The sequence below is a fragment of the Gottfriedia sp. NPDC057948 genome, from assembly GCF_042887255.1.
GTDB lineage: Bacteria > Bacillota > Bacilli > Bacillales > Bacillaceae_G > Gottfriedia.
This window is the reverse complement of record NZ_JBHVPN010000022.1, coordinates 1-23415: the sequence shown is the minus strand read 5'-3', so window position 1 is coordinate 23415 and position 23415 is coordinate 1. Positions and strand designations below refer to the sequence as shown.

Sequence of the window (23415 nt, the reverse complement as noted above, 5' to 3'; positions counted from 1 at the left end):
GTGAGGAGCGGAGTTACCCTAGAAGGTAATGAGCACCGCAGACAGGCGAAGCAACGAAGAAAGCGAGCGTTTGGCGGGCAGTCTGAGGTATAAGCGTTTAGCTTATACCTTTTTGATTTGAAACCTGTTCTTTTAGTAAATCACGTATTTCAATAAGTAGAGCTTCTTCTTTAGTAGGAACAACAGGTTTTGCTTCTTCTGCTTCCTTCTTTCTAAATGAAAGTCTATTAATTAATCGAACAAAGAAAAATACTGAAATTGAGATGATAAGGAAGTCGACTACTGTTTGGATGAATGAGCCATATTTAATTTCATGATAATGCCAAGCAGAAAAGCTTTGTTTTCCTATGATCAGTGCAAAAATAGGCATCATTATATCAGCAACTAAAGAAGATACGATCTTACCAAAAGCACCCCCAATAATTACCCCGACTGCTAAATCAAGTACATTTCCTTTTAAAGCAAACTTCTTAAATTCTTCTAACATCTTATATCCTCCTGTGTAATTATCGTATAAGTTTACATACAAATCTTAATTCTTTCAAGTTAGCAATTGGACTTTTTTAAGCAAAAATATTTATATCACCCTCTAGATATGGTAAATATAATTAATGACAATTTTTAGGAGGAGTAAAGGTATGGGCACAGAATTGGCTACATTTGCTGGTGGATGTTTTTGGTGTATGGTAAAACCGTTTGATCAACAGGATGGCATTATAAAAGTTGTTTCAGGCTATACAGGTGGGGAAAAAGAAAACCCAACATATGAAGAAGTATGCACTCATTTAACAGGTCATTATGAAGCTGTTCAAATTACATTTGATCCGGAAGTCTATCCGTATGAAAAATTATTGGACTTATTTTGGCAACAAATTGACCCAACAGATGTAGGTGGGCAATTTAATGATCGAGGTAGTTCATACAAAACAGCAATTTTTTATCACAATGAAAATCAAAAAGAGCAAGCTTTAGCTTCGAAAGATAAACTAGAGAAAAGTGGCGTTTTCAAGAAACCAATTGTGACTGAAATTTTATCTGCAAAATCATTTTATGAAGCAGAGGAATATCATCAGCATTATTATAAAAAGCATCCGGTTCGTTACCAGCTTTACTTTAAAGGATCTGGTCGTCAAAAATTTTTAAAGGAACATTGGAAAACGGGTCAAGAGGAGCTTAAACAAAGACTAACACCAATTCAGTATGCTGTTACTCAAGAAGATGCAACTGAACCACCATTTAGAAATGAGTTCTGGAATCATAAAGAAAAAGGAATTTATGTTGATATCGTATCAGGACTTCCTTTATTTAGTTCATTAGACAAATTTGATTCAGGCTGTGGATGGCCAAGTTTTACAAAGCCGATTCTAAAAGGTGAAATTGAAGAGAAGAAGGACTATAGCCATGGAATGTTGCGTATTGAAGTCAGAAGTTCTGAAGCTGACGCGCATCTAGGGCATGTATTTGATGATGGACCTGGACCTGAGGGCCTACGCTACTGCATAAATTCTGCAGCACTAAGATTTGTTCCGTATGAAAAAATGGATGAAGAGGGCTATGGTAATTATAAGAGTATCTTTCTTAAATAGACGCTAAGGATATTTAACTAGATACGAACTAATTGAAAAAATTTTAATTTGAACCGAGATGACTATTCGTCTCGGTTTTTTTATTTAGAATGGGGGTATTTATCCTACCTATTCATTTGTTTCTTGATTTTGTCCAAAATATTTTCTAAAAAGTTTTCTGAAAATATTTACAATTATAAAATAAGTGTGTTAATATAAAAGTGTCACAAAGTTGTCACAAATTAGGTATTGCAATTTACGAAAAAGATGAAAACAGGAGGTTAATCATTATGAAGCGAACTGATTATGAAATCGTTGAAACATATACTCAATATTCTGGTATTGCCTTTTTTATTGGTCTTATTCTTTTTTTACTATATTTCACTGGAAGCGGTTTCTTACATACAGGCGTAAGCTTAACGGTGAGCATAGTATTGATGGGCTCTTGTTCAACCTTATTTCTATTAGGTACTTTTTTGGGATTGATGTTCTCAATTTCTTCAAAAGAACAAGTTTAAAAGTTAAAAAAAGAGTGGGTGTTCAAATGGCGATAAGTCAATTTGAACGCCCTTTTGTTTTGTATAACATATTTTATCGGATACGTGTATAAAGTAATTTGAAACTTAAAATTCTTCCGATACGATTAAAATATGGAAGTTATGATGCACTAGGAGGTGCCGCTTAAGGATGAATTTTTTTAAAAAGTTAAAAGGTATGGATCGTAATGTGTGGATTCGAGTGATTGGAGAAACGATTACGAGTAGTGCAATGATGATGCTTATGCCGTTTTTTGCACTATACCTAGAAGGAAAAGTTGATTCAATGCTAAAGGTAGGATTTATTATGTCAATTTCACCTATAGCATCACTATTTGGTTCGATGGCTGGTGGTAGATTAGCAGATTTATATGGTCGAAAACGTATGATGGTTTTTTCGACGCTTGGAACATCTCTTATTTTATTATCCTTTGCTTTAGCAGAAGGCTATACAGCATTTTTAATTTTATCAATTTTACTAGGTATAAGTAACTCATTCTTTAGTCCAGCAGCTTCTGCTATGATAGCTGATGTTACTGAACCAGAGAAAAGAACTGAAGCATATGGATTATTAAGGGTTGGAAGTAATGTAGGTACTGTGATCGGTCCATTATTAGGAAGTTCAGTTGTTTACTTTTCAAAAGATAGTTTATTTTATATTGCAGCAATCACTTTAGGACTTTATAGTATTGCACAATTAATTCTATTAAAAGAAACACTTCCTGCAGTAAAGAATGTTAAAGAAAAGAATGAAGTAACGAAAATACCTTTTAAAAAGGTTATGAAAATCATTAGATCTGATAAATTATTAATTTTTTACGTAGCAACAGGTGTAATTATTTCAATGGGTTTCTCACAAATTGAGGGAATGCTTCCACTTTATTTTAAACAAACCTTTCAATCTCAATTTGGTATGTGGAATCCTTACCCATTTTTAATGTCGCTTAATGGATTGTTAGTTGTTCTCTTGCAATTTCCGATTTCAAGTTATTTATCGAATCGTTCAATTGGAAAAACAATGTTTTATGGAACCATCTTATTTGGCTTAGGTATTTTATCGATCGGCCTTGCACCTCCATTATTACTTACAGTTGGGTTAGGTAAATGGATGATTCTATTTTTCTTGGCAATGATCTTCATTTACTACACTTTTGGGGAAATGGTCATGTCGCCAGTACAAATGACATTTGTGGCGAATATTGCACCTGAAGATTTAAGAGCGACCTATATGGCGGTTGGTAGTATGAAATGGACGATTGGTGGATTTCTTGGACCTTTATTAGGTGGATTTTTATTTGATTTAAAACTTGGAATATGGCTTTTTATCATTCTAGGAACAGGAGTTGTACTATCAGGAATAATGTATCGCTCACTTGATAAAAAAGTAGCGATTAGAGATAATCAACAGGGTATAGCGCAATAGTTCTAAGGGCACTTGTTTCTTTGGTGAATCGTGAAATGAGCAGTACTTATTGCTCTTTTTGGACTGCCTGAAAACGCTTGCCCTCAGTCTGGAATTCAAGTTTTGGTATTCTTGTCTATAAACTAAGTATAGCTTAAGTAGAGCTATGCTTTTTTTAGTTGTAAAGAAATCACAAAAAAGATATCATTGCATATGTTGTAAAGAAAAATAGGTTTCTACCCATAAAAACTTATACACATTTGTATAAAGTGGTACAATAGGGAGAGCAAAAAATAGTAGGGGGAACATCATGAAGATTAAGTTAGGATTATTATATGGCGGTAAATCTGCTGAACACAAAGTATCATTACAAACAGCTTTTGCCGTTATTTCTGCCTTAGATCACACAAAATTTGATGTGTATCCAATTTATATAACAGAACAAGGCGAATGGTTACAAGGGAAACAAATTGAGGGGAAAGTAGAAAGTGTTGCAGCTTTAAAATTCTCAAATGAAGATCAACATGTAAATGAAATCGCTCCTGTCGCGTTAACTTCATCAATTATTCCTGCAGCTTCAAATCAAGATTCAACTGGCCCAGTTGACGTTATTTTCCCATTATTACATGGACCAAATGGTGAAGATGGAACAGTTCAAGGTTTACTTGAGCTATTAAATATTCCTTATGTAGGTAATGGTGTATTAGCTTCAGCGGCTGGTATGGATAAAGTGATTATGAAAAACTTATTTGCTCAGGCTGGAATTCCTCAAGCTAAATATGTACATTTCTTAAAAACAGAGTGGAAATCAAATGCAGAGTCTTGCTATGAAGTAGTCGAGAAAGAATTAGGCTATCCTGTATTTGTTAAACCTGCAAACTTAGGTTCAAGTGTTGGTATTACGAAAGCTAAGAATCGTGAAGCATTAATGGCTTCATTTGAAGAAGCATTCCAATTTGACCGTAAAATAATTATTGAAGAAAATATTGTTGGCCGTGAAATTGAAATTGCTGTATTAGGAAACGATCAAGTTGAATGTTCTGTTGTTGGCGAAATCAAACCATCAGTAGAATTTTATGATTATACCGCAAAATATGAGAGTGGCGATACTGGTCTAATTATCCCAGCTCCTGTAGAAACTGAAACATATGAAAAAATTAAGCATTATGCAGAAGTTGCGTTCAAAGCAATCGATGGATCAGGCTTAACTCGTGCTGATTTCTTTGTAACAGAAGATGGTGGCGTATTAATGAATGAAGTTAATACAATGCCTGGATTTACTCCGTTCAGTATGTATCCTCAATTATGGCAGGCTACTGGATTAACATATCCAAAATTAATTGAAAAATTAATAGACCTAGCAATTGAACGTTACGAACAAAAACAACAAATTAAATATAATATTTAACAATTGAAAACACTATTCATGGTTGAATAGTGTTTTCATGTGAATAGAAGAAACATGCTATAGAAGAGGAGTCGGTGACAATGTCAATCGTACGTACTTTATCTCAAATCGTTAACATGATCCCTGGTAGCGAATTAAAGGGTGAAGATTTAACGATCAACGGAGTTTCAACAGACTCTCGTGTTGATTTAAATGGAAAATTATTTATACCGCTGATTGGTGAAAAATTCGATGCACATCAATTTTTACCTCAAGCAATTGAAAATGGTGCTAGTGCAGTGCTTTGTTCTAGAAAATTTTCAAATGTACCAACAAACGCATCTGTCATCTTAGTGGATGATACATTAGAAGCATTACAAAAGCTGTCTAAATCATATTTAATTGAGTGGAATGGTAAAATAGTTGGTATTACAGGAAGTAATGGGAAAACATCGACAAAAGATATTTTAACTAGCATTCTTTCAGCAAAATATAAAGTACATAAAACACAAGGGAACTTTAATAATCATATCGGACTTCCGTTAACAGTATTAGCGATGGCAGAAGATACAGAGGTTGCTGTCTTAGAAATGGGTATGAGCAATTTTGGTGAAATTGAATTTTTATCTAATTTAGCTGAACCTGACGCGGCAATAATTACAAACATCGGTGAGTCACATATGCAGGAACTTGGTTCAAGAGCTGGAATCGCAAAAGCGAAGCTTGAGATTGCTAGCGGACTATCAAAAAATGGATTACTCGTCATTAATGGTGATGAACCATTATTAATCGAAGGTACAAAAGACAAAAACTTAGTCTATACAATCGAAACTTTTGGTTTAAACGAAAGTAATGATGTATTTCCAACATTTATTGAAATGAATGAATCTGGTAGTGAATTTGAAATAAATAAAGCTAAGGATGTCCGTTTCAAATTGGGCGTACTAGGCAAACATAATATTAGTAATACAATGGCAGCAATTGCAGTTGCGAGAAAGTTTTCATTAACATGGGATGAAATTAGTTCTGGTATGCAGAATTTAGAAATGACAAAAATGCGTATGGAACTATTAAAGAATGAAAATGGAATAACAATTATTAATGATGCCTATAATGCAAGTGTTACATCTATGAAAGCGGCTCTTTTATTTGCTTCAGAACTAAAAGGTTATAATCGAAAATTTGTTGTATTTGGCGACATGCTAGAATTAGGTGATCAAGAAATTGCTTTTCATGAAGAAATTGGTGAAGAAGTTGTAAATCTTCATTTTGATTTTCTATATACGTTTGGACCATTAAGTAAATTTGCAGCAACGTCAGCTTTTGAACAAATGGACTCTTCAAATGTAAAAAGCTTTGAAGATAAAAATAAGTTAATTGAAGATTTATTACAACAGGTAGGACCAAATGACCTAGTATTAGTTAAAGCTTCTAGGGGAATGAAATTAGAAGAAGTTGTAAATGCATTAGTAAATCAGGGGTAAGCATATAATCAGGGAAGGGGAAGGTAGGAGAAATAGGAATAAAAGTTTTCCTTATTCACTTGGTTTTGCTCTTCGCTTCTTGTGTGTAAAAATATACGAAGTGAAAACTTTATACAAGTAATTTAACAAATGAAAACTGTTCGTAATATAAGGGATGAAGAAGGCTATAAATATGATTTTATGGCGAATTTAAAGATAATTTAAGGGTAAAATATAGTGTGGAAACCAAATTGTTAGAATATAACTTCATTTGCTTTTTAGATAGAATGTCCGTATAATGGGTAGATATTGTTTCCTTTTCATGAAACTTCGGACTATTGTTTTCCACTAAAAACGAACCTTCCATATGAAACAGTCACGAAACATATAATTTTTTAAATTTTTATAGATCAATTGAGATACAAAGGAGATTAACCAAATTGACAACATTTCAAGAATTAGGATTAAGTAGTAAAATCCTGTTTGCGATTGAAAAATTAGGCTTCGAGGAAGCTACACCAATTCAAGCGCAGACTATTCCATTAGCAAAACAAGGCCATGATGTAATTGGTCAAGCGCAAACTGGTACTGGTAAAACAGCCGCTTTTGGTATTCCATTACTAGAAAAAATTGATGTAGATAGTAACAATGTCCAAGGACTTGTTATTGCTCCTACACGAGAACTAGCTATTCAAGTTGGCGAAGAGTTACACAAAATCGGTATGAATAAAGGTGTAAAAATCCTTCCGATATACGGTGGACAAGATATTAATCGTCAAATGCGTTCTTTAAAAAAATTCCCACATATTATTGTAGGAACTCCTGGTCGTATTCAAGACCATATTAACCGTCGTACAATTCGCCTAAACAATGTAAATACAGTTGTATTAGATGAAGCGGATGAAATGTTAAACATGGGATTCATTGAAGACATTGAAGCGATTTTAAAAGAAGTTCCAGAAAACAAACAAACACTTCTTTTCTCTGCAACTATGCCTGATCCAATTCGTCGCATTGCAGAAACTTTCATGACAAATCCACAAATCGTAAAAGTACAAGCAAAAGAAGTTACAATGCCTAACATTGAACAACATTTTATTGAAGTTCAAGAAAAGAAAAAATTTGACGTTCTTACACGTTTACTAGATATTCAAACACCAGAATTAGCGATTATTTTCGGTCGTACAAAACGTCGTGTTGATGAATTATCAGAAGCATTAAACTCACGTGGATATGCTGCAGAAGGTATTCATGGTGATTTATCACAAGCAAAACGTGAGCAAGTACTTCGTAAATTTAAATCTGGATCAATTGATGTTTTAGTTGCAACTGATGTAGCAGCTCGTGGATTAGATATTTCTGGAGTTACACATGTATACAACTTTGATATTCCACAAGATCCTGAAAGCTATGTTCATCGTATTGGACGTACAGGACGTGCTGGGAAATCGGGTATAGCGATGTTATTTATTACTCCTCGTGAGTTTAATCAATTAAAAAATATCGAACGTACAACTAAACGTCGTATGGAACGTATGACTGCACCTACATTAGACGAAGCAATTGAAAGTCAACAACGTATCATTGCTGAAAAATTAACTTCGACTATGGAAAGTGATAATTTAGCATTCTACAAACGTATTGCAGAAGAATTACTTGAAGAGCATGACTCTGTAAGTGTTGTAGCTGCAGCTTTAAAAATGCTAACAAAAGAGCCAAATGAAACACCAATTCGTTTAACTGATGAGCCACCAATGGTCAAACGTGACCGTGGCGGACGCGGAGGAAACGGTGGCAGTGGCGGCGGCGGATACCGTCGTGGCGAAAATAGACGTGGCGGTGGAGATGGACGTCGTAGCGATAATCGTCGTGGAGATGGACGTCGTGGAGACCGTGATAACCGCGGCGGAGGAAACTTCCGTGGCAAACGTAACGAAGGTTCTCGTGATAACAACCGTGGTGGACAACGCAAACCACAAGACAGCAGTAAATAAGTAACTAGTTAAGGTACATGGTTAAATCCATGTACCTTTTTTGTTTATAATATTATTTTCTCGTAACGTGTGAATTTGGACAGATTCCATACACTAACTAAAAACTTATGAGAGTTGGAATGATAATGTTAGTAAGACTTGGATATGTCGCAATGAGTATGAATTTACAAAATGCCTCCCCATCAAAGACAATGACGGTTGCTCAGTTTTTAAAACAAAAGGATAAAGATGCGGCTATTCGTAAGCTAGAGCAAATTGCTAATACTAATATAAATAACTGTCTAAGACTACTAAAGCACAACAAGGCACATGATATATCTTTTTTTCGCCTGAGTAGTAAATTAGTCCCGTTAGCAAATCATGAAGAAGTAGCAGATTGGAATTATATAAAGCCATTAAAGGAAAGTTTACTTGAGTTAGGTAAATTTGCGATTACGAATGAAATGAGGATTGATTTTCATCCGGATCATTTCGTTATCTTGAACTCAACTGATGAAGAGTTATTAAAAACATCAGTAAAAACCTTAAAAATGCATTATCAGCTTTTAAAAGCGATGAAGATTAATACAGAACAACGATGTGTACTACATATTGGTGGAGGGTATGATGATAAGGAAAAATCACTAGAACAATTAATAGAGAATTTCAGCCTTGTACCTGCGCAAATTCAAAAAATGCTAATGTTTGAAAATGATGATACTACCTTTACGTTTGATGAAACATTATTTGCTTGTGAAAAATTAGGAGTACCGCTTGTATTTGACTATCATCATCATCTAGTCAATCACACAAATGAAGATTGGGTTAAAAATTGGAGTTATGCAGTCGATACATGGAAAGCTTCGAGCTTGCCTATGAAAATGCATATATCAAGTCCTAGAGATGAGAAAGACATCCGTGCTCATGCTGATTTTGTGGACCCGAACATGTTTATGACATTTTTAAATGAAATTTATGGCTCGGTTAGGCAAATTGATTGTATGATTGAAGCAAAACAAAAAGATAATGCACTATTTCAACTAATGGATGATATGAAAGCTCATCCGTCTATTGAAATGATTAATGATTCAAGCTTTTATTTTAAACCGTAGTACTCGAAAGTTAGGGTGAGGAAATATGATCGTAGGTATTGGATTAGATTTAGTAGAAATTGAACGAATGAAAGAAATTATAAGCTCGCAGCCACGGTTTGCAAAAAGGATTTTAACTGAAGCAGAATATGAAATATACGAAAATTTATCAGAACGAAGAAAACTTGAATTTTTATCAGGAAGATTCGCCGCAAAAGAAGCATGTTCGAAAGCTTTTGGTACAGGAATTGGGAAGGAATTAGGATTTCATGATATTGAAATCTTAAATGACGAAAAAGGTAAGCCTGTTTTAACCGTTGATTTGCCGTTTATACCGTTTTTATCAATTACGCATACTGAACATTATGCTGCTGCTCAAGTGGTCTTACAGCAAGTATAATACCCTTTTAAACAGTCACTCCTTTGAGTGGCTTTTCTTTTTTGTACTTGACGTAATAGTTAAATTATAAGGATTAATTAATAAGTGTAACTACTCCATTGTCTTCACTTACAGCTCTTGGTGATTAGGGCGTTTTCTTTAAATTTTTTAAATTAGCTTGTCATGCTAGTCTGCATATTTTAGAGCTTGACCTCATATAGTTTCATGAGGATATGAAGAGCAAGGTTGCAACGTGCATGAATAAATCTAGATTTTACTTCTAAGCTACTCGCGCACATTTATTCATAAGCCTTTGCATAAAATTCTCTTTTTTACAATTTAAGAGGAATAAAGGAGCTGGGGAGATGAAGAAAAAGCTTGTAGCGATGCTTTTGACAATCATGTTAGTACTATCATTGGCTGCATGTGGCAAGAAATCGAAAGATGATGTTGTAGGTTCTCTTAGTAATCAGATGGAAAAAATGAATGGCTATAAGGCTGATGCAACATTAACAATTAATAATGGTAATGATCCTCAAAAGTATGAAGTAGTCATTTGGCATAAAAAGCCATCTTACTACCGTGTTCAATTAAAAAATGCTAAGAGTGATCAAAACCAAATTATTTTAAGAAACAAAGAGGGTGTGTTTGTTTTAACGCCAGCATTAAATAAAAGCTATCGCTTCCAAAGCGATTGGCCATCAAACAGCAGTCAGCCATATTTACCGGAATCTTTAGTTAATGACTTGGTACAAGATAAGAATGCAACGTTTAAAACAACTAAGCAAGGATATGTGTTTGAAACAAAAACAAATTACACAAATAGACAATTGCTCCCAACACAAGAAATTACGTTTAATAAAAAGGGTCTGACACCTGAATCGGTAAAACTATTAGATACAGATAAAAATGTTGTGTTGGATGTTAAATTCGATAAAGTACAATACAATGCGAAGTTTGATAATGATGCTTTTGATGTGAAGAAAAATATGACAAGCGCCCGTTTAAGTGTTCCTACATCTACAAATCCAAATAATGATCCTAATTTATTAGTTACACTTTACCCTAATTATTTAATGAAGGGTGTTGTGTTAGATGATCAACAAGAAGTAAAAACAGCCAATGGTGTTCAGGTTATACTTTCATATAAAGGTGATAAAAAATCGTTTACTTTAATAGAGGAAAAAGCACGAATTTCAGAGTCTGGAACAACGATGGAAATCACTGGTGAACCAGTAGATTTAGGTAAAACGGTAGGAGCGTTATCAGATAAGATGATCACATGGTCATACGGTGGAACAGATTTCACGATTGTTTCTAAAAACTTAACTCAAGGTGAGTTAATTCAAGTTGCCCAATCAGTCGGAGATACAGGCACAAAATAATATTTTTTTCAAACTTAAAAGGGCGTGATGATGCTTTATCACGCCTTTTTAAATTTTAAATAAACTATAAATGAGTAGTATATTGGTTGACATTTATAGTAAAATAAGCAAATAATTTTAAACATATAAAAAAAGAGTAATGGGTAAATCGATAAGGAAGTGTATTTCATGACAGAAACATCATTTTATCGCGACACTTGGGTAGAAGTAGATTTAGATGCAATAGAGGAAAATATCAAAAATATTGTATCGCTTTACCCTAATCATCAAGAAATATATGTAGCTTTAAAAGCGAATGCATATGGACATGGTTATGTTGAAGTAGCAAAACAAGCATTGAAATCTGGAGCAACAAGATTATTAGTTGCTTTTATTGATGAAGGGATTTTTCTGCGTAACGCGGGTATAGAGGCGCCGATATTAGTGTTAGGAGCAACTAGACCAGAGGATATTAACGTGGCAATCAAGAATAAATTAACTTTAACGGCATATAATGTTGATTGGTTAGAAGGTATTTCTAAAAATTTAAAAAGCACAGATCGTACAATGATTCATATTAAATTTGATACTGGGATGGGTAGATTAGGCCTAAAAACAAATTCTGAATGGGAGCAAGCTGCATCGATCTTACGAAAAAATCCATCAATTATACTGGAAGGTTTGTTTACACATTTCGCTACTGCTGATGAGCTAAATAGATCCTATTTTAATGAGCAAGTAGATAAATTTTATGAATGTATAGAATGGGTTAAGAGCAGTGGATTCTCTCCAGAGCTAATTCATTGTGCAAATAGTGCAGCGGCTGCATTAGAAACAAACTTATTTAATACTGTACGTGTTGGTATTATCATGTATGGTTTAACTCCATCTTTAGAAATAAAACCAATGTTACCATTTACATTAAAGCCAGCACTATCGTTTTATACGAAAATCACTCATATTAAGCAATTACCAGCAAATAGTGGTGTAAGTTATGGTGCAACGTATTTTACTTCTGATTCTGAGTGGATTGCGACGTTGCCAGTTGGGTATGCAGATGGCTGGCTTAGAGATATGCAAGGATTTTCTGTGTTGGTTGAAGGTGAAAAGGCAGAAATCGTTGGTAGAGTTTGTATGGATCAGTGTATGATCAAGCTTTCTAAACATTATCCTGTTGGTACAAAAGTGACTTTAATAGGAGAAAGTAAGGATGGAGCAGTAACGGCTGAGGAAGTCGCTACACATATGAATACAATCAATTATGAAGTAACTTGCCTTATCAATCATAGGGTACCAAGGGTATATAAAAAGAATGGAAATATTAAGTCCATAAGTAATTATCTAGTATCAGATTAATTGTAATTTGATGTATTAAAGTATGAAACACTGTTATTTGGTTAAGATAAACGAAGATATGTGTCTTTCCAATCACTGAAAATAATGGTATGATGTAGTGTAGGGAGATATATGGGTAATAGTTGATTCTGGAGGTGCTGAAACTTGTCCGAACTAAATGCGACAACTGAAATAACAGTACGTTTACCAAAACATGTAGTAAGCGAACTAGATGGATTAGTAAAGCAAGAAAACGGTAATCGAAATGAGTATATTTATCAAGCGACTAAGATGTTTTTAAAAGATCGTAAAAGACGCCAAAGTCGCGAACAAATGCGACGTGGATACATGGAAATGGCTAAAATCAACTTATTAATATCTTCTGAGTCATTCTATGCTGAGTCTGAAGCGGATTCTAAAGTGGAGCGCTTAGTTAGCGGGGGGTAATCACTTGATAGTAAAACGTGGCGACGTATATTTTGCAGACCTTTCCCCTGTAGTTGGCTCAGAACAAGGTGGAGTTCGTCCGGTTCTCATAATACAAAATGATATCGGTAATCGTTTTAGTCCTACCGTTATAGTCGCTGCGATTACAGCACAAATCCAAAAAGCAAAGCTTCCAACACATGTTGAAATCGATGCTAAAAAATATGGATTTGAACGTGATTCGGTTATACTACTAGAACAAATTCGAACGATTGACAAACAACGATTAACCGATAAGATAACACATCTTGATGATGAGATGATGGATCAGGTTGACGAAGCGTTGCAAATCAGTTTAGGACTTGTTGATTTTTAAAGTTGCTTTTATAGCAGCTTTACCTACATAGATTATAATAAATTGTTTTGTAACCCTTTCGTCTTGAAAGGGTTATTTTAGGTCCTTTAAAATTCCCAAAAATTGGAGGCGTTATTTTTGTCACAACAATTGATTAATAAAATTGCATCTGATTTATCGATTACTACAAAACAAGTAGCTACCGTAATTGAATTAAAGGAAGAAGGAAATACGATTCCCTTTATTGCCAGGTATCGAAAAGAAAAAACGGGTTCTCTAGATGAGGTGCAAATTCATTCCATTTTAGAAAAATATGAGTATGCAGTAAATCTTCAAACGAGAAAAGATGAAGTAATCCGTTTAATTGAGGAAAAAGGGAAACTGACTGATGACTTACGTAAAAGTATTACATTAGCTACAAAGCTACAAGAAGTTGAAGATTTATACCGACCATATAAAGAAAAAAGAAGAACTCGTGCTACAGTAGCAAAAGATAAAGGGTTAGAACCTATTGCAGAATGGTTATTTTCAATGCCAAATGAAGGTTCACTTGCGGATGAAGCGTTAAAATACATAAATGTTGAACTAGAAGTTAATACAGTTGATGAAGTTATTCAAGGTGGAAAAGATATAATTGCAGAATGGATTGCAGACGATGCTACTTATCGCAAGTGGATTCGTGAAGTTACCTTCAAAAAAGGAACGATTGACAGTACGGTAAAAGACTCCGAAAAAGACGAGAAAAAAGTATACGAAATGTATTACGAGTACTCTGAACCAATTTCAAGGATTGTTCCTCATAGAATACTAGCAATGAATCGTGCTGAAAAAGAAGATATTTTAAAAGTTGCTATTCAGTCTCCTTTTGATGAGATTATTTTATATTTAGAAAAAAGGGTTATTACAAAGGACACTTTTGTAAGACCAATCTTAATGGAAGTCGTTGAAGATGCATATAAAAGATTAATTCAGCCTTCGATTGAAAGAGAGATTCGTAAAGAATTATCCGAAAAAGCTGATTCACACGCGATTAATATTTTCTCAGAAAACTTGCGTTCATTATTATTGCAACCACCATTAAAAGGGAAAATCGTACTAGGAGTAGATCCGGCATTTCGTACAGGTTGTAAATTAGCAGTAGTAGATGAAACAGGCAAAGTGCTCAAAATAGATGTGATTTACCCTCATCCTTTCAGAGGAGAAAAAGAAGAGGTTCAAAGAAATAAAAGAGAACAAGCAATTACAAAAATTAAAGATATTCTTGTCAAATATAAAATAGAAATGATCGCAATTGGAAATGGTACGGCTTCGAGAGAAACAGAGCTGTTTATATCTGGAATTTTAAAAGAAATGAACAATAATACTTATTATGTAATCGTAAATGAAGCTGGCGCAAGTGTTTATTCAGCATCTGAACTAGCAAGAGAAGAGTTCCCAGATTTCCAAGTTGAGGAGCGGAGCGCAGTATCCATTGCAAGACGACTACAAGATCCGTTAGCAGAACTAGTAAAAATTGATCCGAAATCTGTTGGGGTAGGATTATATCAACACGATGTATCTCAAAAGAGCTTAAATGAATCATTATCATTTGTCGTTGAAACATCTGTTAACAAAGTTGGTGTAAATGTAAATACAGCATCAGTTTCACTACTTCAATACGTATCAGGTTTGTCCAAAACAGTAGCGAAAAATATTGTTAATTACCGTGATGAAAAAGGGAAAATTACAAACCGAAAAGAGCTTAAAACAATACCGAGATTAGGCGCTAAAACATATGAGCAATGTATTGGATTTTTACGTGTTCTTGAAGGAGATGAGCCTTTAGACCGTACAAGTATTCACCCGGAGAGCTACGTACAAGTAAAAAAATTATTAAAGCAATTAAATTTCTCAACGAGCCAAATTGGTTCAAATGAATTGAAAGATCAGTTAAAAACGATTAATTTAAAAGAAGTATCAGAACAACTAGATATTGGTGAAATTACGCTAAAAGATATTTTAGCATCATTAATGCAACCTGAAAGAGATTTACGAGATGAATTAGCAGCACCAATCCTTCGCCAAGATGTACTTCAAATTGAAGACCTAAAAATAGGAATGGAACTTGAAGGAACAGTAAGAAACGTAGTCGATTTTGGTGCGTTTGTTGATATTGGGCTAAAGAATGATGGCCTTGTTCATATTTCTAGAATAAGTAGCAAATTTATTAAGCATCCTCTTGATGTTGTATCGGTTGGTCAAGTAGTAAAAGTATGGATTGCTGAAGTAGACCAAAAGAAACAAAGAGTAGGTTTATCTATGCTACCAATTGAATCGAAAGAAATCGTCAAAGCTTAATTTTTTGATAATAAAACCAACATTGATTCAATAATTTAATTTGATAACGGTTTTTTTCATAAAATGCTTTTTGCATTTGAGTTTTAAGCCAACTAGGCATTACCATGATGAAAACCTCCAACTTAAAAATCTTCGCCCATCTTTTTTGAGGATGGGCGATGAAATAAATGAGTGAGGGGTAACCTTCCGATACACTGTATTAAAAGGATAACTGTATTGTTCATTTTGATAGTAAAAATTACGCCGTTGTAGAGAGATTTACTAAGAGCAGCCCATTTAGCATAAATCGTACTAATAAGATCTTTTGAAATTCTCATTTGTAAGTTTAATGTATGCGCATACCCAAGAATTTGTGAGTTGTTCAGTTATAATAAAGAAGAAAAAAGGATGGCGATTCATAAATGGATAATGAGGAGATACAAAAACTAGTTGAAGAACTATCAATCACTTATTTCGATCGACCATTTCTCCACCAAGCTTCTTTCAATACTAGATTGAGGACAACTGGTGGTAGGTATTTATTAAAAACAAGTAATATCGAATTAAATAAGTTTTATTATGAAGAACACGGAATTGAAGAGTTAAAGGGGATCATATTACACGAGCTATGTCATTATCATCTTCATATTATGAAGAAAGGATATAAGCACGAAGATAGAGATTTTAAAGAGCTATTAAAAAAGGTAGGTGCTCCTAGGTATTGTAAACCACTAAACTCAATAAAAAAAAGAACGCATTCTTATAAGTATAAATATAGATGTTCAGGGTGTGGGCAAGCTTTCTTAAGAAAAAGAAAAGTGGACATAAGCCGCTATGTATGTGGATCATGCAAAAGTCCATTAAAACTATTATAAATAGTGTTGACATCTAATAGGCATTTAGTTTATATTAATACTTGTCATCACGTTTTAGCACTTGATGAAAAGATTAGTATTCTTCCGCAGTAGCTCAGTGGTAGAGCACTCGGCTGTTAACCGAGTGGTCGTAGGTTCGAACCCTACCTGCGGAGCCATTATTATAGAGAAGTACCCAAGTGGCTCAAGGGGCGCCCCTGCTAAGGGTGTAGATCGTTTACGCGGTGCGAGGGTTCGAATCCCTTCTTCTCTGCCATATAAAGGCCCGTTGGTCAAGCGGTTAAGACACCGCCCTTTCACGGCGGTAACACGGGTTCGAGTCCCGTACGGGTCACCATTTTTATCCTGGAGGATTAGCTCAGCTGGGAGAGCACCTGCCTTACAAGCAGGGGGTCGGCGGTTCGAGCCCGTCATCCTCCACCATTAATTACATATGGTCCCGTGGTGTAGCGGTTAACATGCCTGCCTGTCACGCAGGAGATCGCCGGTTCGATCCCGGTCGGGACCGCCATTATTTACTACAAATTGTAGTATTTTTTTCTTTATTTGGAGAAAAATAGTAAGAGTGGTTTTTTGGAGTTAGCTTGTTTCTATTTTGAGAGTTAGATCCAAAGTTGGACAATAAGCTTCTACAGATTCTATTGTTAAGGTTATAGAGTTAATTGCTATTCTATAATAAATATTTTGAAATGTCGGATTGTTTTTATCTTTAGGAGTAAATTCGAGAGGTTAAAACATTTCAACATAAAAATAAATCCTGCGGTGCGGGTTCACGAAGGTTATTCTAAGAAGTAGATTCGTGATGATAATTCATTGGGCTATAGCCAAGCGGTAAGGCAACGGATTTTGATTCCGTCATGCCCTGGTTCGAATCCAGGTAGCCCAGCCATTTTAGTTTTTTATTAATATGTTTAAGGTAAGGGGATTTGCTTTTATCTTAGATGCGATCGTGTAGACAGTAAGTTGGTTTAAAGATATATTGTATTTAGTTATAATTACTTTTAATTATTACGAGCCATTAGCTCAGTAGGTAGAGCATCTGACTTTTAATCAGAGGGTCGAAGGTTCGAATCCTTCATGGCTCACTTTTGTTTATTCGCGGTCGTGGCGGAATGGCAGACGCGCTAGGTTGAGGGTCCACAAGGACATACATAATTTTATATAACATCAACACATACCAATGACATCATTAATCTCTACGTTTTTACGTAGGGATTTTTTTGTTTTTCAGCAAGATTTTTTTCGTAAGAATCTAACACGACGATCTAGTTGGAGGTTGTTCATGAGAAGAAAAGAACTTAGCCAGTTTGAGAAAGAAATTATTAATAAAGCGACTAAAATTGATGACGAAAAAGCAATAAAAGAATTTATAAGAAGTAGGACTTTAAAAAATGTACGTGATACGACAATTAAATATTATTATGATGCTTTTCATGTATTGAAACGAGATTTAAATTATTTAGGCATCAATAAGCAGCTGATTGAACTTACTGAAAAAGATATTGAACAAATTATCATGCATTGGCAGAAGAATTTAAAGGTAACAACTATAAACAGTAAACTTAGAGGTATCAGACCGTTTTATTCTTTCTTAGAGGAAAAGAAGTGGCTTAAGAAAAATCCTACTAAAAATGTTAAGTTACTTCGTGATCGAAAAAAAATCCATGAGACACTTGAAGATAACGAAATCAAAAAAATTGCTGACTACTTAAAAAAGAAAAATACATTTCCTTCATTTCGTGACTTAGTTATATTTCAACTACTATTAGATACTGGAATAAGAATCAACGAATGTCTTAACATACAAATCCAAGATATTGATGGAAAACGGCTTGTAATTACCGAATCAAAGAACCTGCAACAACGGATAGTTTATTTGTCTAAAAGTATGCAGGAAAAGTTAGGAGTCTATATTAAAGTTCGAGGAACTCTTTATCATGATTATTTGTTTATTAATCAAGATAACGGGAGGCTTTGTAATAACACTTATAAAGAAAGACTTAGGATGACTTCTAGAGCTTGTGGAATCAAAAAACAAGTTAGTCCACATGTATGTAGGAGAACGTATGCCAAAAAGGCAATTTTGAAAGGGATGGACCCATTCAGTTTAGCAGTACTGCTTGGACACTCAACACTAGAAGTAACAAAAAGATATGTTCAGATATGGGGAGCAGACTTAGAGAAACAAGCTATGAAAAAAGAAGATTTTTCGGGATTGTTTTAATACTGGTTTTAAAATCATACTTATATTTTACGAATGTGTGTTCGTGTTTTAAAATAAAATAAGAGAGATGGTTTTTGGATTGGACCCCAACCATCTCCTGAAAAAACACGCAGAAGAAAACTTCTACATATGTAATGATAGCAATTGTTTTTCTTCTGTGTCAAGGGAGAGACAAGCATGGGAAATTTTATTAATAACACAAAACAACCATTTACAGTAATTACGAATGACCTACTACAAGAAAAAACTATTTTTAAGAATGCTAATCAAAAGTTATGCTATCTTTACTTGTATTCTTTAAAGAATTGCTCTTCAATTTTTCCATCACATGAAACAATATCAAAAGCAGTTTGTTGTTCAATTTCAACAGTTAAAAGAACACTTCAAGACTTAGGCCAGTTAAACCTTCTAGATATTAAAAGTAGACCTGGATTTACCTCGATCTACATACTTAACGATTATCATGACGTAGCTCAAAATAACCTAGGTCAAAATGAGCTAGCTCAAAATGAATCAGGAGCGCAGGTCAAATTGAACTATGAGGTAGATCAAAATGAACCACTAAAACTAAAAGATAAAAATAAAATTATTAAAAATAAAAATAGTAGTAGAGAAGAAATTAATATTAAACTTAAAGAACTTTATCCAACCATCTTTGAAGAAGTGATAAAACAAGTTCTTGAAGATGGAACTTTGATCATTAATACAGACAAGCAATATTATTCTGTTCTTCTTTATAGATTAAAGAATTATATACCTCAAAAGAAAAGTAACTTTTTTAATAAGAAGTCTATTAGAAAAGAAATTGTACCAGAGTGGCTTCAAGATGATTTTATTGAAAATGAATCTAATATCTCTGAGGAAGAAGTTATTAAAATGCGTCAACAACTTATGGCACAAGGCATAGGTGTAAATTGTGAATACTAAGAGTTATTTAGGATAGCTCCCAGAAGCCCCTGCTTAACCCGTGTTGTATTTTAATTTTCATTAAATATAAATACTCATAAATAGTAATCTTGTCCTTAAATTTAAAAATATGATTATTAAAGGAGATTGAGAAAATGACAAATGAAAAAGTAACAAATGAAAAGATTATGGAATTTCTTAAAAAAATGGATGCTACTAACTATGAACGATTTACTTTGATTGATTCTGTAATTGGTAGACGTACAGTTGTAATGGAAGTAAAAATTGATTCTATTGATAGTTTAATTAGTTCGATAGAAAAAGAACAAAAAAGAATGTCTGAAATGTTATGCGAGAAAGTTGAAGTTGAAAAAGATCAAGATTCTAATTTGGACTTACATATAGAAAAGATGACTTCAGATGAAATTTTAAATGCGATAAAAATCATGGATAACGAAGAGAGATGGAAGTTACTCGATATTTTGTATGATGAATATTACAATTCAAGTAGAACACTAAAAGTTAATGTAGAATTTTAGGCTGACAATTATGTCAGTCTTTTTTATTATTTTTTTACTCATTTGCTTTACGTTCTTGATTGAGAATATATAATACTTTCAGTTAAACAAAATAATAATAACTGGAGGTCATTATTATGCAAATCACAAAACAAATGTTGGAACAAGCTGAACGTATTCGTCAGGAACAGTATTATGGGCTTGATACTTATGAGATACCGATCCTTATCAATATTAGAGCCCTAGCTCAGAAGTCTGAAAAAATCAATGTAGCCGATAAAAAAGCAGTTTTTGATCGGGAGCTTCAATGGTCAAAATCTCATGAGTACTGGCAGTACAAAATCGTCTTAGAAAAAATCAAATCTCTTGGATGTACAGAATTCAACAGATACTATCCAATGGAGGTCAAATAATATGAGTAGAGAAGAGAAAATGAAAATTAACATTTTTAATATCACACAACTTATAAAAACTAAAGAGTTCGACAAGCTTATGCGAACGGAAAAACGACCAAGTGTAATTTTAGGAATGATTTACTTTGAAGATAATTGGAACAAAGACAAAGGAATGCTAACTTCAATGGGAATTACTAAAAAAGAAATGTGGAGAAGATGTTATAAACGTCTTAAACGAGAAGAGTCTTGGATTTCTGAAGAACATGCTGAATTCATACTACTTAGAGAATATAGGATTGGTTGGAGTCGAGCTTAATTGCTCGGCTTTTTCTTTTTATAATAAAATCAATATTTTATTACCTATATTACTTAAGTGGGTGCTACCAAAAGCTCTCAGAGGTAGTGGAATTTAATTTTTAATAGATATATATTAGTGGATGATTCGTTGTTAACTCTAAATAATTTGTCCAATTGATTTACGTATTTCAAAGTACAGATACAAATAAATAAATAAATAAATAAATAATCAATTGGAGGAAAATAAAGTGGAAGAAACAACTTATGTAAGTGATAAAATTACAACTGATATTGTTGGACAACTGAATCAAGGACAAAACTATCTTATTGGTTCTGAAATGAATAGTGGAAAAAATTACTGGGTGAGAAAAGTACTTCTTCCATACACTTTGGATAATAACAAAAGAACATTATTTTTATCACATCGAGCTCAGACAATGAGACAACAAGAAAACTACTTAGATGAATACAAACAAGAATGTATTCGACAATTTAAAGGTGGAATGTTTGAAAGTAAAACTTATCAAGCATTTCAAAAGATGATTGAACGGAATGATATTATGGTGAATTCATTCGATTATATTGTATGTGATGAAGCTCATTACTTTGTAAGTGACAGTTCATTCAATACGAAGACAGAGTTAGCATTTAACTTCTTAAATCAAAATAAGAAAGCTATAAAAATCTTTATGACTGCAACATCTGAAGGACTTGGTTATCTACCTTGGAACAATAAATTAGAAGTATTAAATGAAGCTAACTACTATAACAACAATGTTAAAGATATGTATCGCTACGAACAAAATGAAACGGTTTTAGCAGTAATCGATAAGGAAGTTGAAAAAGGTAATAAAGTTCTTATATTTCATAATTCCATAGATTCAATGTCGGATTTCAATTTAAGTAATAGCAAAACTCTTTATTCAGGTAACCGGGAAAATTCTTTGGAGTTCAAACAGATTGCTGAAACTCAGAAATTTGAATGTACTGTTTTAAATACTACAAAGCTTATGACTGAAGCAACAGAAATTAAAGATGATTCAGTTGAAACTATTGTGATAAATGGGATTAGTGAAATTGATACTTTCGTTCAATCTACAGCAAGAGTTAGAAATCATAAAGTAAATGTTTTTTATAAACGTATTTCAAAAAAATCTATTCAGACTAAGCTTCGTTATCTTGATAAACAGCTTGATTACTATGACAAATTTACAGAACTCGGTGAAACCGAATTCGTTAAAGAATATGGGTTAGATATAATTAATAAGTCAATGAAAGCATTCTATCTTGATACTGTTGTTGATCCGATTAGTCACCAAAATTATACTTGTTTACGAGTTCATCAAACTGGATTAGCTTATCTTCAGTATCAATTTGAAGTATATGAATTTATGAGTCAATTTGGATTTGAATCTTTCTTTGACAAATATTTTCCTAACATCCAATACATCGATTTGGAACAACTTAAAAGAGAAGACTATATTCAGCTAGACATAATTGATAACTACATCGATAAAAAAATCTTCAAGGAACAGCAGCAAGAATTAGTCAAAGTAATCTGCAACAAGTATGGATTGAGGGCAAAGAATGGCTCAAATAAAGCTGGTATGAAAACTATCAATTCATTCTTTGAAGAAAACAACATTGCCTATGTAATTGAAAGTAAACGAGAGGAAAGTAGACAGTCTGAAAATTATAAGAAAACGTATTGGCTTCTTATAAAAGTTTGAGACAAAAAAAGTTACCTTTCTTATTTAAATTGAAACATAACTAATTTTGTCTCAAGTCAGTAAGGAGGAGAAATCTGTCTTATTTTTGGCTCTATTAAAGAATAAAGTTGATGTTCTTATGCAACTAAATGGCAGTTTAGTTGAACAAGAAAAATGAAGTAATAGGTTATTTTTGGTAAAATATTTAATAACGTTTTTACAAGTGAGGGGAAAGAAATGTTAATACATAAGGTCGACGAAGATGTGTCGTTAAGAATGTTGAATATTAATGATGCTGAAGAATTTTATAATTTAACGATCAGTTCGAAGGCTTATTTAAAAGAATGGCTTGGTTGGTTAGATTTCATTGAAAGTGTAGAAGATACTGTTCAAAATATTAATGCAAGGTTAAAATCATTTGTTGATAATGGTGGAATACCAAGGTCATTCGCTATTATTTATAAAGGAGAAATAGCAGGTACAATCGGTTTTACCGACATTAATAAGTCAAATAAAATTGGAACGATTGGCTATTGGTTAGGGGAACACTTCCAAGGTAAAGGAATTATGTCAAAGGCATTTAAATCTTTAATTGATTATGGATTTAAAGACCTTGGACTGAATAAAATTGAAGTTAGTGTCGCTGTTGCGAATAACAAAAGTAGAGCACTTCCTGAAAGATTTGGATTTGTTGAAGAAGGTAAAATCAGGCAAGCAGAGTGGTTGTATGACCATTATGTAGACCATATTATCTACGGTCTATTGGTAAACGAGTGGAATTAACCTATACAACTAACTGATGCATGTGCGGCCGAGCCTAGGTCGTATCATATAACGGGTGGGATTCCCGTCGAGTAAGAACTAGCCATTCGCTCGTAACGAGTCTTGGAGGGCTAAAG

The 23415-nt window shown here is 33.6% G+C and carries 23 protein-coding genes and 7 tRNA genes; 28 read left to right on the top strand and 2 right to left on the bottom strand.

Annotation, left to right across the window (positions count from 1 at the left end; genetic code table 11):
* Positions 1-97: 97 nt before the first annotated feature.
* The gene (gene mscL / locus ACFVRR_RS21770) at positions 98-487 is read right to left on the bottom strand and encodes a large-conductance mechanosensitive channel protein MscL (RefSeq protein ID WP_387332589.1); all 390 of its coding nucleotides are present in this window, start codon (positions 485-487) and stop codon (positions 98-100) included.
* A gap of 151 nt (positions 488-638) precedes the next feature.
* On the opposite strand from mscL, the gene msrA reads away from it, so the two are divergent.
* The 13 genes from msrA (at position 639) to ACFVRR_RS21705 (ending at position 15613) form a co-directional block, all read left to right on the top strand.
* A complete protein-coding gene (gene msrA / locus ACFVRR_RS21765) occupies positions 639-1586 on the top strand; it encodes a peptide-methionine (S)-S-oxide reductase MsrA (protein WP_387332588.1) in 948 nt (315 codons plus the stop codon).
* 269 nt (positions 1587-1855) lie between these two features.
* The gene (locus ACFVRR_RS21760) at positions 1856-2083 is read left to right on the top strand and encodes a hypothetical protein (RefSeq protein WP_097978935.1); all 228 of its coding nucleotides are present in this window, start codon (positions 1856-1858) and stop codon (positions 2081-2083) included.
* 169 nt (positions 2084-2252) lie between these two features.
* Complete coding sequence (locus ACFVRR_RS21755; RefSeq protein WP_387332587.1) at positions 2253-3524, top strand: MDR family MFS transporter; 1272 nt, start codon at positions 2253-2255, stop codon at positions 3522-3524.
* A 286-nt stretch (positions 3525-3810) separates the two neighbouring features.
* Positions 3811-4911: a D-alanine--D-alanine ligase gene (locus ACFVRR_RS21750; protein WP_141437846.1), complete on the top strand. Its 1101-nt coding sequence runs from the start codon at positions 3811-3813 to the stop codon at positions 4909-4911.
* Positions 4912-4991: 80 nt separating this feature from the next.
* Positions 4992-6374 (top strand): UDP-N-acetylmuramoyl-tripeptide--D-alanyl-D-alanine ligase, encoded by a 1383-nt coding sequence (locus ACFVRR_RS21745; protein ID WP_387332585.1) that lies wholly within the window; start codon positions 4992-4994, stop codon positions 6372-6374.
* Between the two features lie 419 nt (positions 6375-6793).
* A complete protein-coding gene (cshA, locus tag ACFVRR_RS21740; protein WP_387332583.1) occupies positions 6794-8347 on the top strand; it encodes a degradosome RNA helicase CshA in 1554 nt (517 codons plus the stop codon).
* Between the two features lie 125 nt (positions 8348-8472).
* The gene (gene uvsE, locus ACFVRR_RS21735) at positions 8473-9438 is read left to right on the top strand and encodes a UV DNA damage repair endonuclease UvsE (RefSeq protein WP_387332638.1); all 966 of its coding nucleotides are present in this window, start codon (positions 8473-8475) and stop codon (positions 9436-9438) included.
* A 25-nt stretch (positions 9439-9463) separates the two neighbouring features.
* Positions 9464-9817 carry a holo-ACP synthase gene (acpS, locus tag ACFVRR_RS21730; RefSeq protein WP_097978941.1) on the top strand — a complete coding sequence of 118 codons (354 nt, stop codon included), beginning with the start codon at positions 9464-9466 and terminating at the stop codon, positions 9815-9817.
* Positions 9818-10161: 344 nt separating this feature from the next.
* Entirely contained in the window at positions 10162-11181 is a 1020-nt protein-coding gene (locus ACFVRR_RS21725) for a LolA family protein (RefSeq protein WP_387332581.1), read from the top strand.
* Between the two features lie 168 nt (positions 11182-11349).
* Positions 11350-12516 (top strand): alanine racemase, encoded by a 1167-nt coding sequence (alr, locus tag ACFVRR_RS21720; RefSeq protein WP_387332579.1) that lies wholly within the window; start codon positions 11350-11352, stop codon positions 12514-12516.
* Positions 12517-12660: 144 nt separating this feature from the next.
* On the top strand, positions 12661-12942 hold the full coding sequence (locus tag ACFVRR_RS21715; RefSeq protein ID WP_069033898.1) for a CopG family ribbon-helix-helix protein: 282 nt from the start codon (positions 12661-12663) through the stop codon (positions 12940-12942).
* A 4-nt stretch (positions 12943-12946) separates the two neighbouring features.
* Positions 12947-13297, top strand: a complete 351-nt coding sequence (gene ndoA, locus ACFVRR_RS21710; protein ID WP_056476047.1) for a type II toxin-antitoxin system endoribonuclease NdoA — start codon at positions 12947-12949, stop codon at positions 13295-13297.
* Positions 13298-13414: 117 nt separating this feature from the next.
* Positions 13415-15613, top strand: a complete 2199-nt coding sequence (locus ACFVRR_RS21705) for a Tex family protein (protein WP_387332576.1) — start codon at positions 13415-13417, stop codon at positions 15611-15613.
* Here ACFVRR_RS21705 and cmpA read toward each other — a convergent pair.
* Positions 15603-15713, bottom strand: a complete 111-nt coding sequence (cmpA, locus tag ACFVRR_RS21700; RefSeq protein ID WP_088003988.1) for a cortex morphogenetic protein CmpA — start codon at positions 15711-15713, stop codon at positions 15603-15605. The two genes, ACFVRR_RS21705 and cmpA, sit on opposite strands and share 11 nt — an antisense overlap.
* A 301-nt stretch (positions 15714-16014) precedes the next feature.
* Between cmpA and ACFVRR_RS21695 the strand changes: the two genes are divergently transcribed.
* The 15 genes from ACFVRR_RS21695 (at position 16015) to ACFVRR_RS21625 (ending at position 23299) form a co-directional block, all read left to right on the top strand.
* Positions 16015-16467 (top strand): SprT family protein, encoded by a 453-nt coding sequence (locus ACFVRR_RS21695; protein WP_387332574.1) that lies wholly within the window; start codon positions 16015-16017, stop codon positions 16465-16467.
* Positions 16468-16550: 83 nt separating this feature from the next.
* Positions 16551-16625 (top strand) — tRNA-Asn (locus ACFVRR_RS21690).
* Between the two features lie 7 nt (positions 16626-16632).
* A tRNA-Ser gene (locus tag ACFVRR_RS21685) sits at positions 16633-16723 on the top strand.
* Between the two features lie 6 nt (positions 16724-16729).
* Positions 16730-16804: transfer RNA gene (locus tag ACFVRR_RS21680), tRNA-Glu, on the top strand.
* Positions 16805-16814: 10 nt separating this feature from the next.
* Positions 16815-16890, top strand: a tRNA-Val gene (locus tag ACFVRR_RS21675).
* A 12-nt stretch (positions 16891-16902) separates the two neighbouring features.
* A tRNA-Asp gene (locus tag ACFVRR_RS21670) sits at positions 16903-16978 on the top strand.
* 303 nt (positions 16979-17281) lie between these two features.
* Positions 17282-17356, top strand: a tRNA-Gln gene (locus tag ACFVRR_RS21665).
* A 123-nt stretch (positions 17357-17479) separates the two neighbouring features.
* Positions 17480-17552, top strand: a tRNA-Lys gene (locus ACFVRR_RS21660).
* A 197-nt stretch (positions 17553-17749) separates the two neighbouring features.
* Positions 17750-18691 (top strand): tyrosine-type recombinase/integrase, encoded by a 942-nt coding sequence (locus ACFVRR_RS21655; RefSeq protein ID WP_387332572.1) that lies wholly within the window; start codon positions 17750-17752, stop codon positions 18689-18691.
* Positions 18692-18868: 177 nt separating this feature from the next.
* Positions 18869-19618: a helix-turn-helix domain-containing protein gene (locus ACFVRR_RS21650; RefSeq protein WP_387332570.1), complete on the top strand. Its 750-nt coding sequence runs from the start codon at positions 18869-18871 to the stop codon at positions 19616-19618.
* Positions 19619-19752: 134 nt separating this feature from the next.
* The gene (locus ACFVRR_RS21645; protein WP_387332568.1) at positions 19753-20136 is read left to right on the top strand and encodes a hypothetical protein; all 384 of its coding nucleotides are present in this window, start codon (positions 19753-19755) and stop codon (positions 20134-20136) included.
* 116 nt (positions 20137-20252) lie between these two features.
* Positions 20253-20528, top strand: coding sequence for a hypothetical protein (locus ACFVRR_RS21640; RefSeq protein ID WP_387332566.1), 276 nt, complete (start codon positions 20253-20255; stop codon positions 20526-20528).
* Between the two features lies 1 nt (position 20529).
* Positions 20530-20826, top strand: a complete 297-nt coding sequence (locus ACFVRR_RS21635) for a hypothetical protein (RefSeq protein ID WP_387332564.1) — start codon at positions 20530-20532, stop codon at positions 20824-20826.
* Between the two features lie 229 nt (positions 20827-21055).
* Positions 21056-22537: a DEAD/DEAH box helicase family protein gene (locus tag ACFVRR_RS21630; RefSeq protein WP_387332562.1), complete on the top strand. Its 1482-nt coding sequence runs from the start codon at positions 21056-21058 to the stop codon at positions 22535-22537.
* 216 nt (positions 22538-22753) lie between these two features.
* A complete protein-coding gene (locus tag ACFVRR_RS21625) occupies positions 22754-23299 on the top strand; it encodes a GNAT family N-acetyltransferase (protein ID WP_387332560.1) in 546 nt (181 codons plus the stop codon).
* Positions 23300-23415 lie beyond the last annotated feature (116 nt).

Excerpts from the sequence above, each read along its gene's own strand:
- acpS (WP_097978941.1), top strand. The coding sequence starts at position 9,464 with ATGATCGTAGGTATTGGATTAGATTTAGTAGAAATTGAACGAATGAAA.
- ACFVRR_RS21635 (WP_387332564.1), top strand. The coding sequence starts at position 20,530 with ATGAGTAGAGAAGAGAAAATGAAAATTAACATTTTTAATATCACACAA.
- ACFVRR_RS21745 (WP_387332585.1), top strand. The coding sequence starts at position 4,992 with ATGTCAATCGTACGTACTTTATCTCAAATCGTTAACATGATCCCTGGT.
- ACFVRR_RS21650 (WP_387332570.1), top strand. The coding sequence starts at position 18,869 with ATGGGAAATTTTATTAATAACACAAAACAACCATTTACAGTAATTACG.
- ACFVRR_RS21695 (WP_387332574.1), top strand. The coding sequence starts at position 16,015 with ATGGATAATGAGGAGATACAAAAACTAGTTGAAGAACTATCAATCACT.
- ACFVRR_RS21655 (WP_387332572.1), top strand. The coding sequence starts at position 17,750 with ATGAGAAGAAAAGAACTTAGCCAGTTTGAGAAAGAAATTATTAATAAA.
- cmpA (WP_088003988.1), bottom strand. The coding sequence starts at position 15,713 with ATGCCTAGTTGGCTTAAAACTCAAATGCAAAAAGCATTTTATGAAAAA.
- ACFVRR_RS21725 (WP_387332581.1), top strand. The coding sequence starts at position 10,162 with ATGAAGAAAAAGCTTGTAGCGATGCTTTTGACAATCATGTTAGTACTA.
- mscL (WP_387332589.1), bottom strand. The coding sequence starts at position 487 with ATGTTAGAAGAATTTAAGAAGTTTGCTTTAAAAGGAAATGTACTTGAT.
- alr (WP_387332579.1), top strand. The coding sequence starts at position 11,350 with ATGACAGAAACATCATTTTATCGCGACACTTGGGTAGAAGTAGATTTA.
- ACFVRR_RS21760 (WP_097978935.1), top strand. The coding sequence starts at position 1,856 with ATGAAGCGAACTGATTATGAAATCGTTGAAACATATACTCAATATTCT.
- ACFVRR_RS21625 (WP_387332560.1), top strand. The coding sequence starts at position 22,754 with ATGTTAATACATAAGGTCGACGAAGATGTGTCGTTAAGAATGTTGAAT.
- ACFVRR_RS21640 (WP_387332566.1), top strand. The coding sequence starts at position 20,253 with ATGCAAATCACAAAACAAATGTTGGAACAAGCTGAACGTATTCGTCAG.
- ACFVRR_RS21755 (WP_387332587.1), top strand. The coding sequence starts at position 2,253 with ATGAATTTTTTTAAAAAGTTAAAAGGTATGGATCGTAATGTGTGGATT.
- ACFVRR_RS21645 (WP_387332568.1), top strand. The coding sequence starts at position 19,753 with ATGACAAATGAAAAAGTAACAAATGAAAAGATTATGGAATTTCTTAAA.
- uvsE (WP_387332638.1), top strand. The coding sequence starts at position 8,473 with ATGTTAGTAAGACTTGGATATGTCGCAATGAGTATGAATTTACAAAAT.
- msrA (WP_387332588.1), top strand. The coding sequence starts at position 639 with ATGGGCACAGAATTGGCTACATTTGCTGGTGGATGTTTTTGGTGTATG.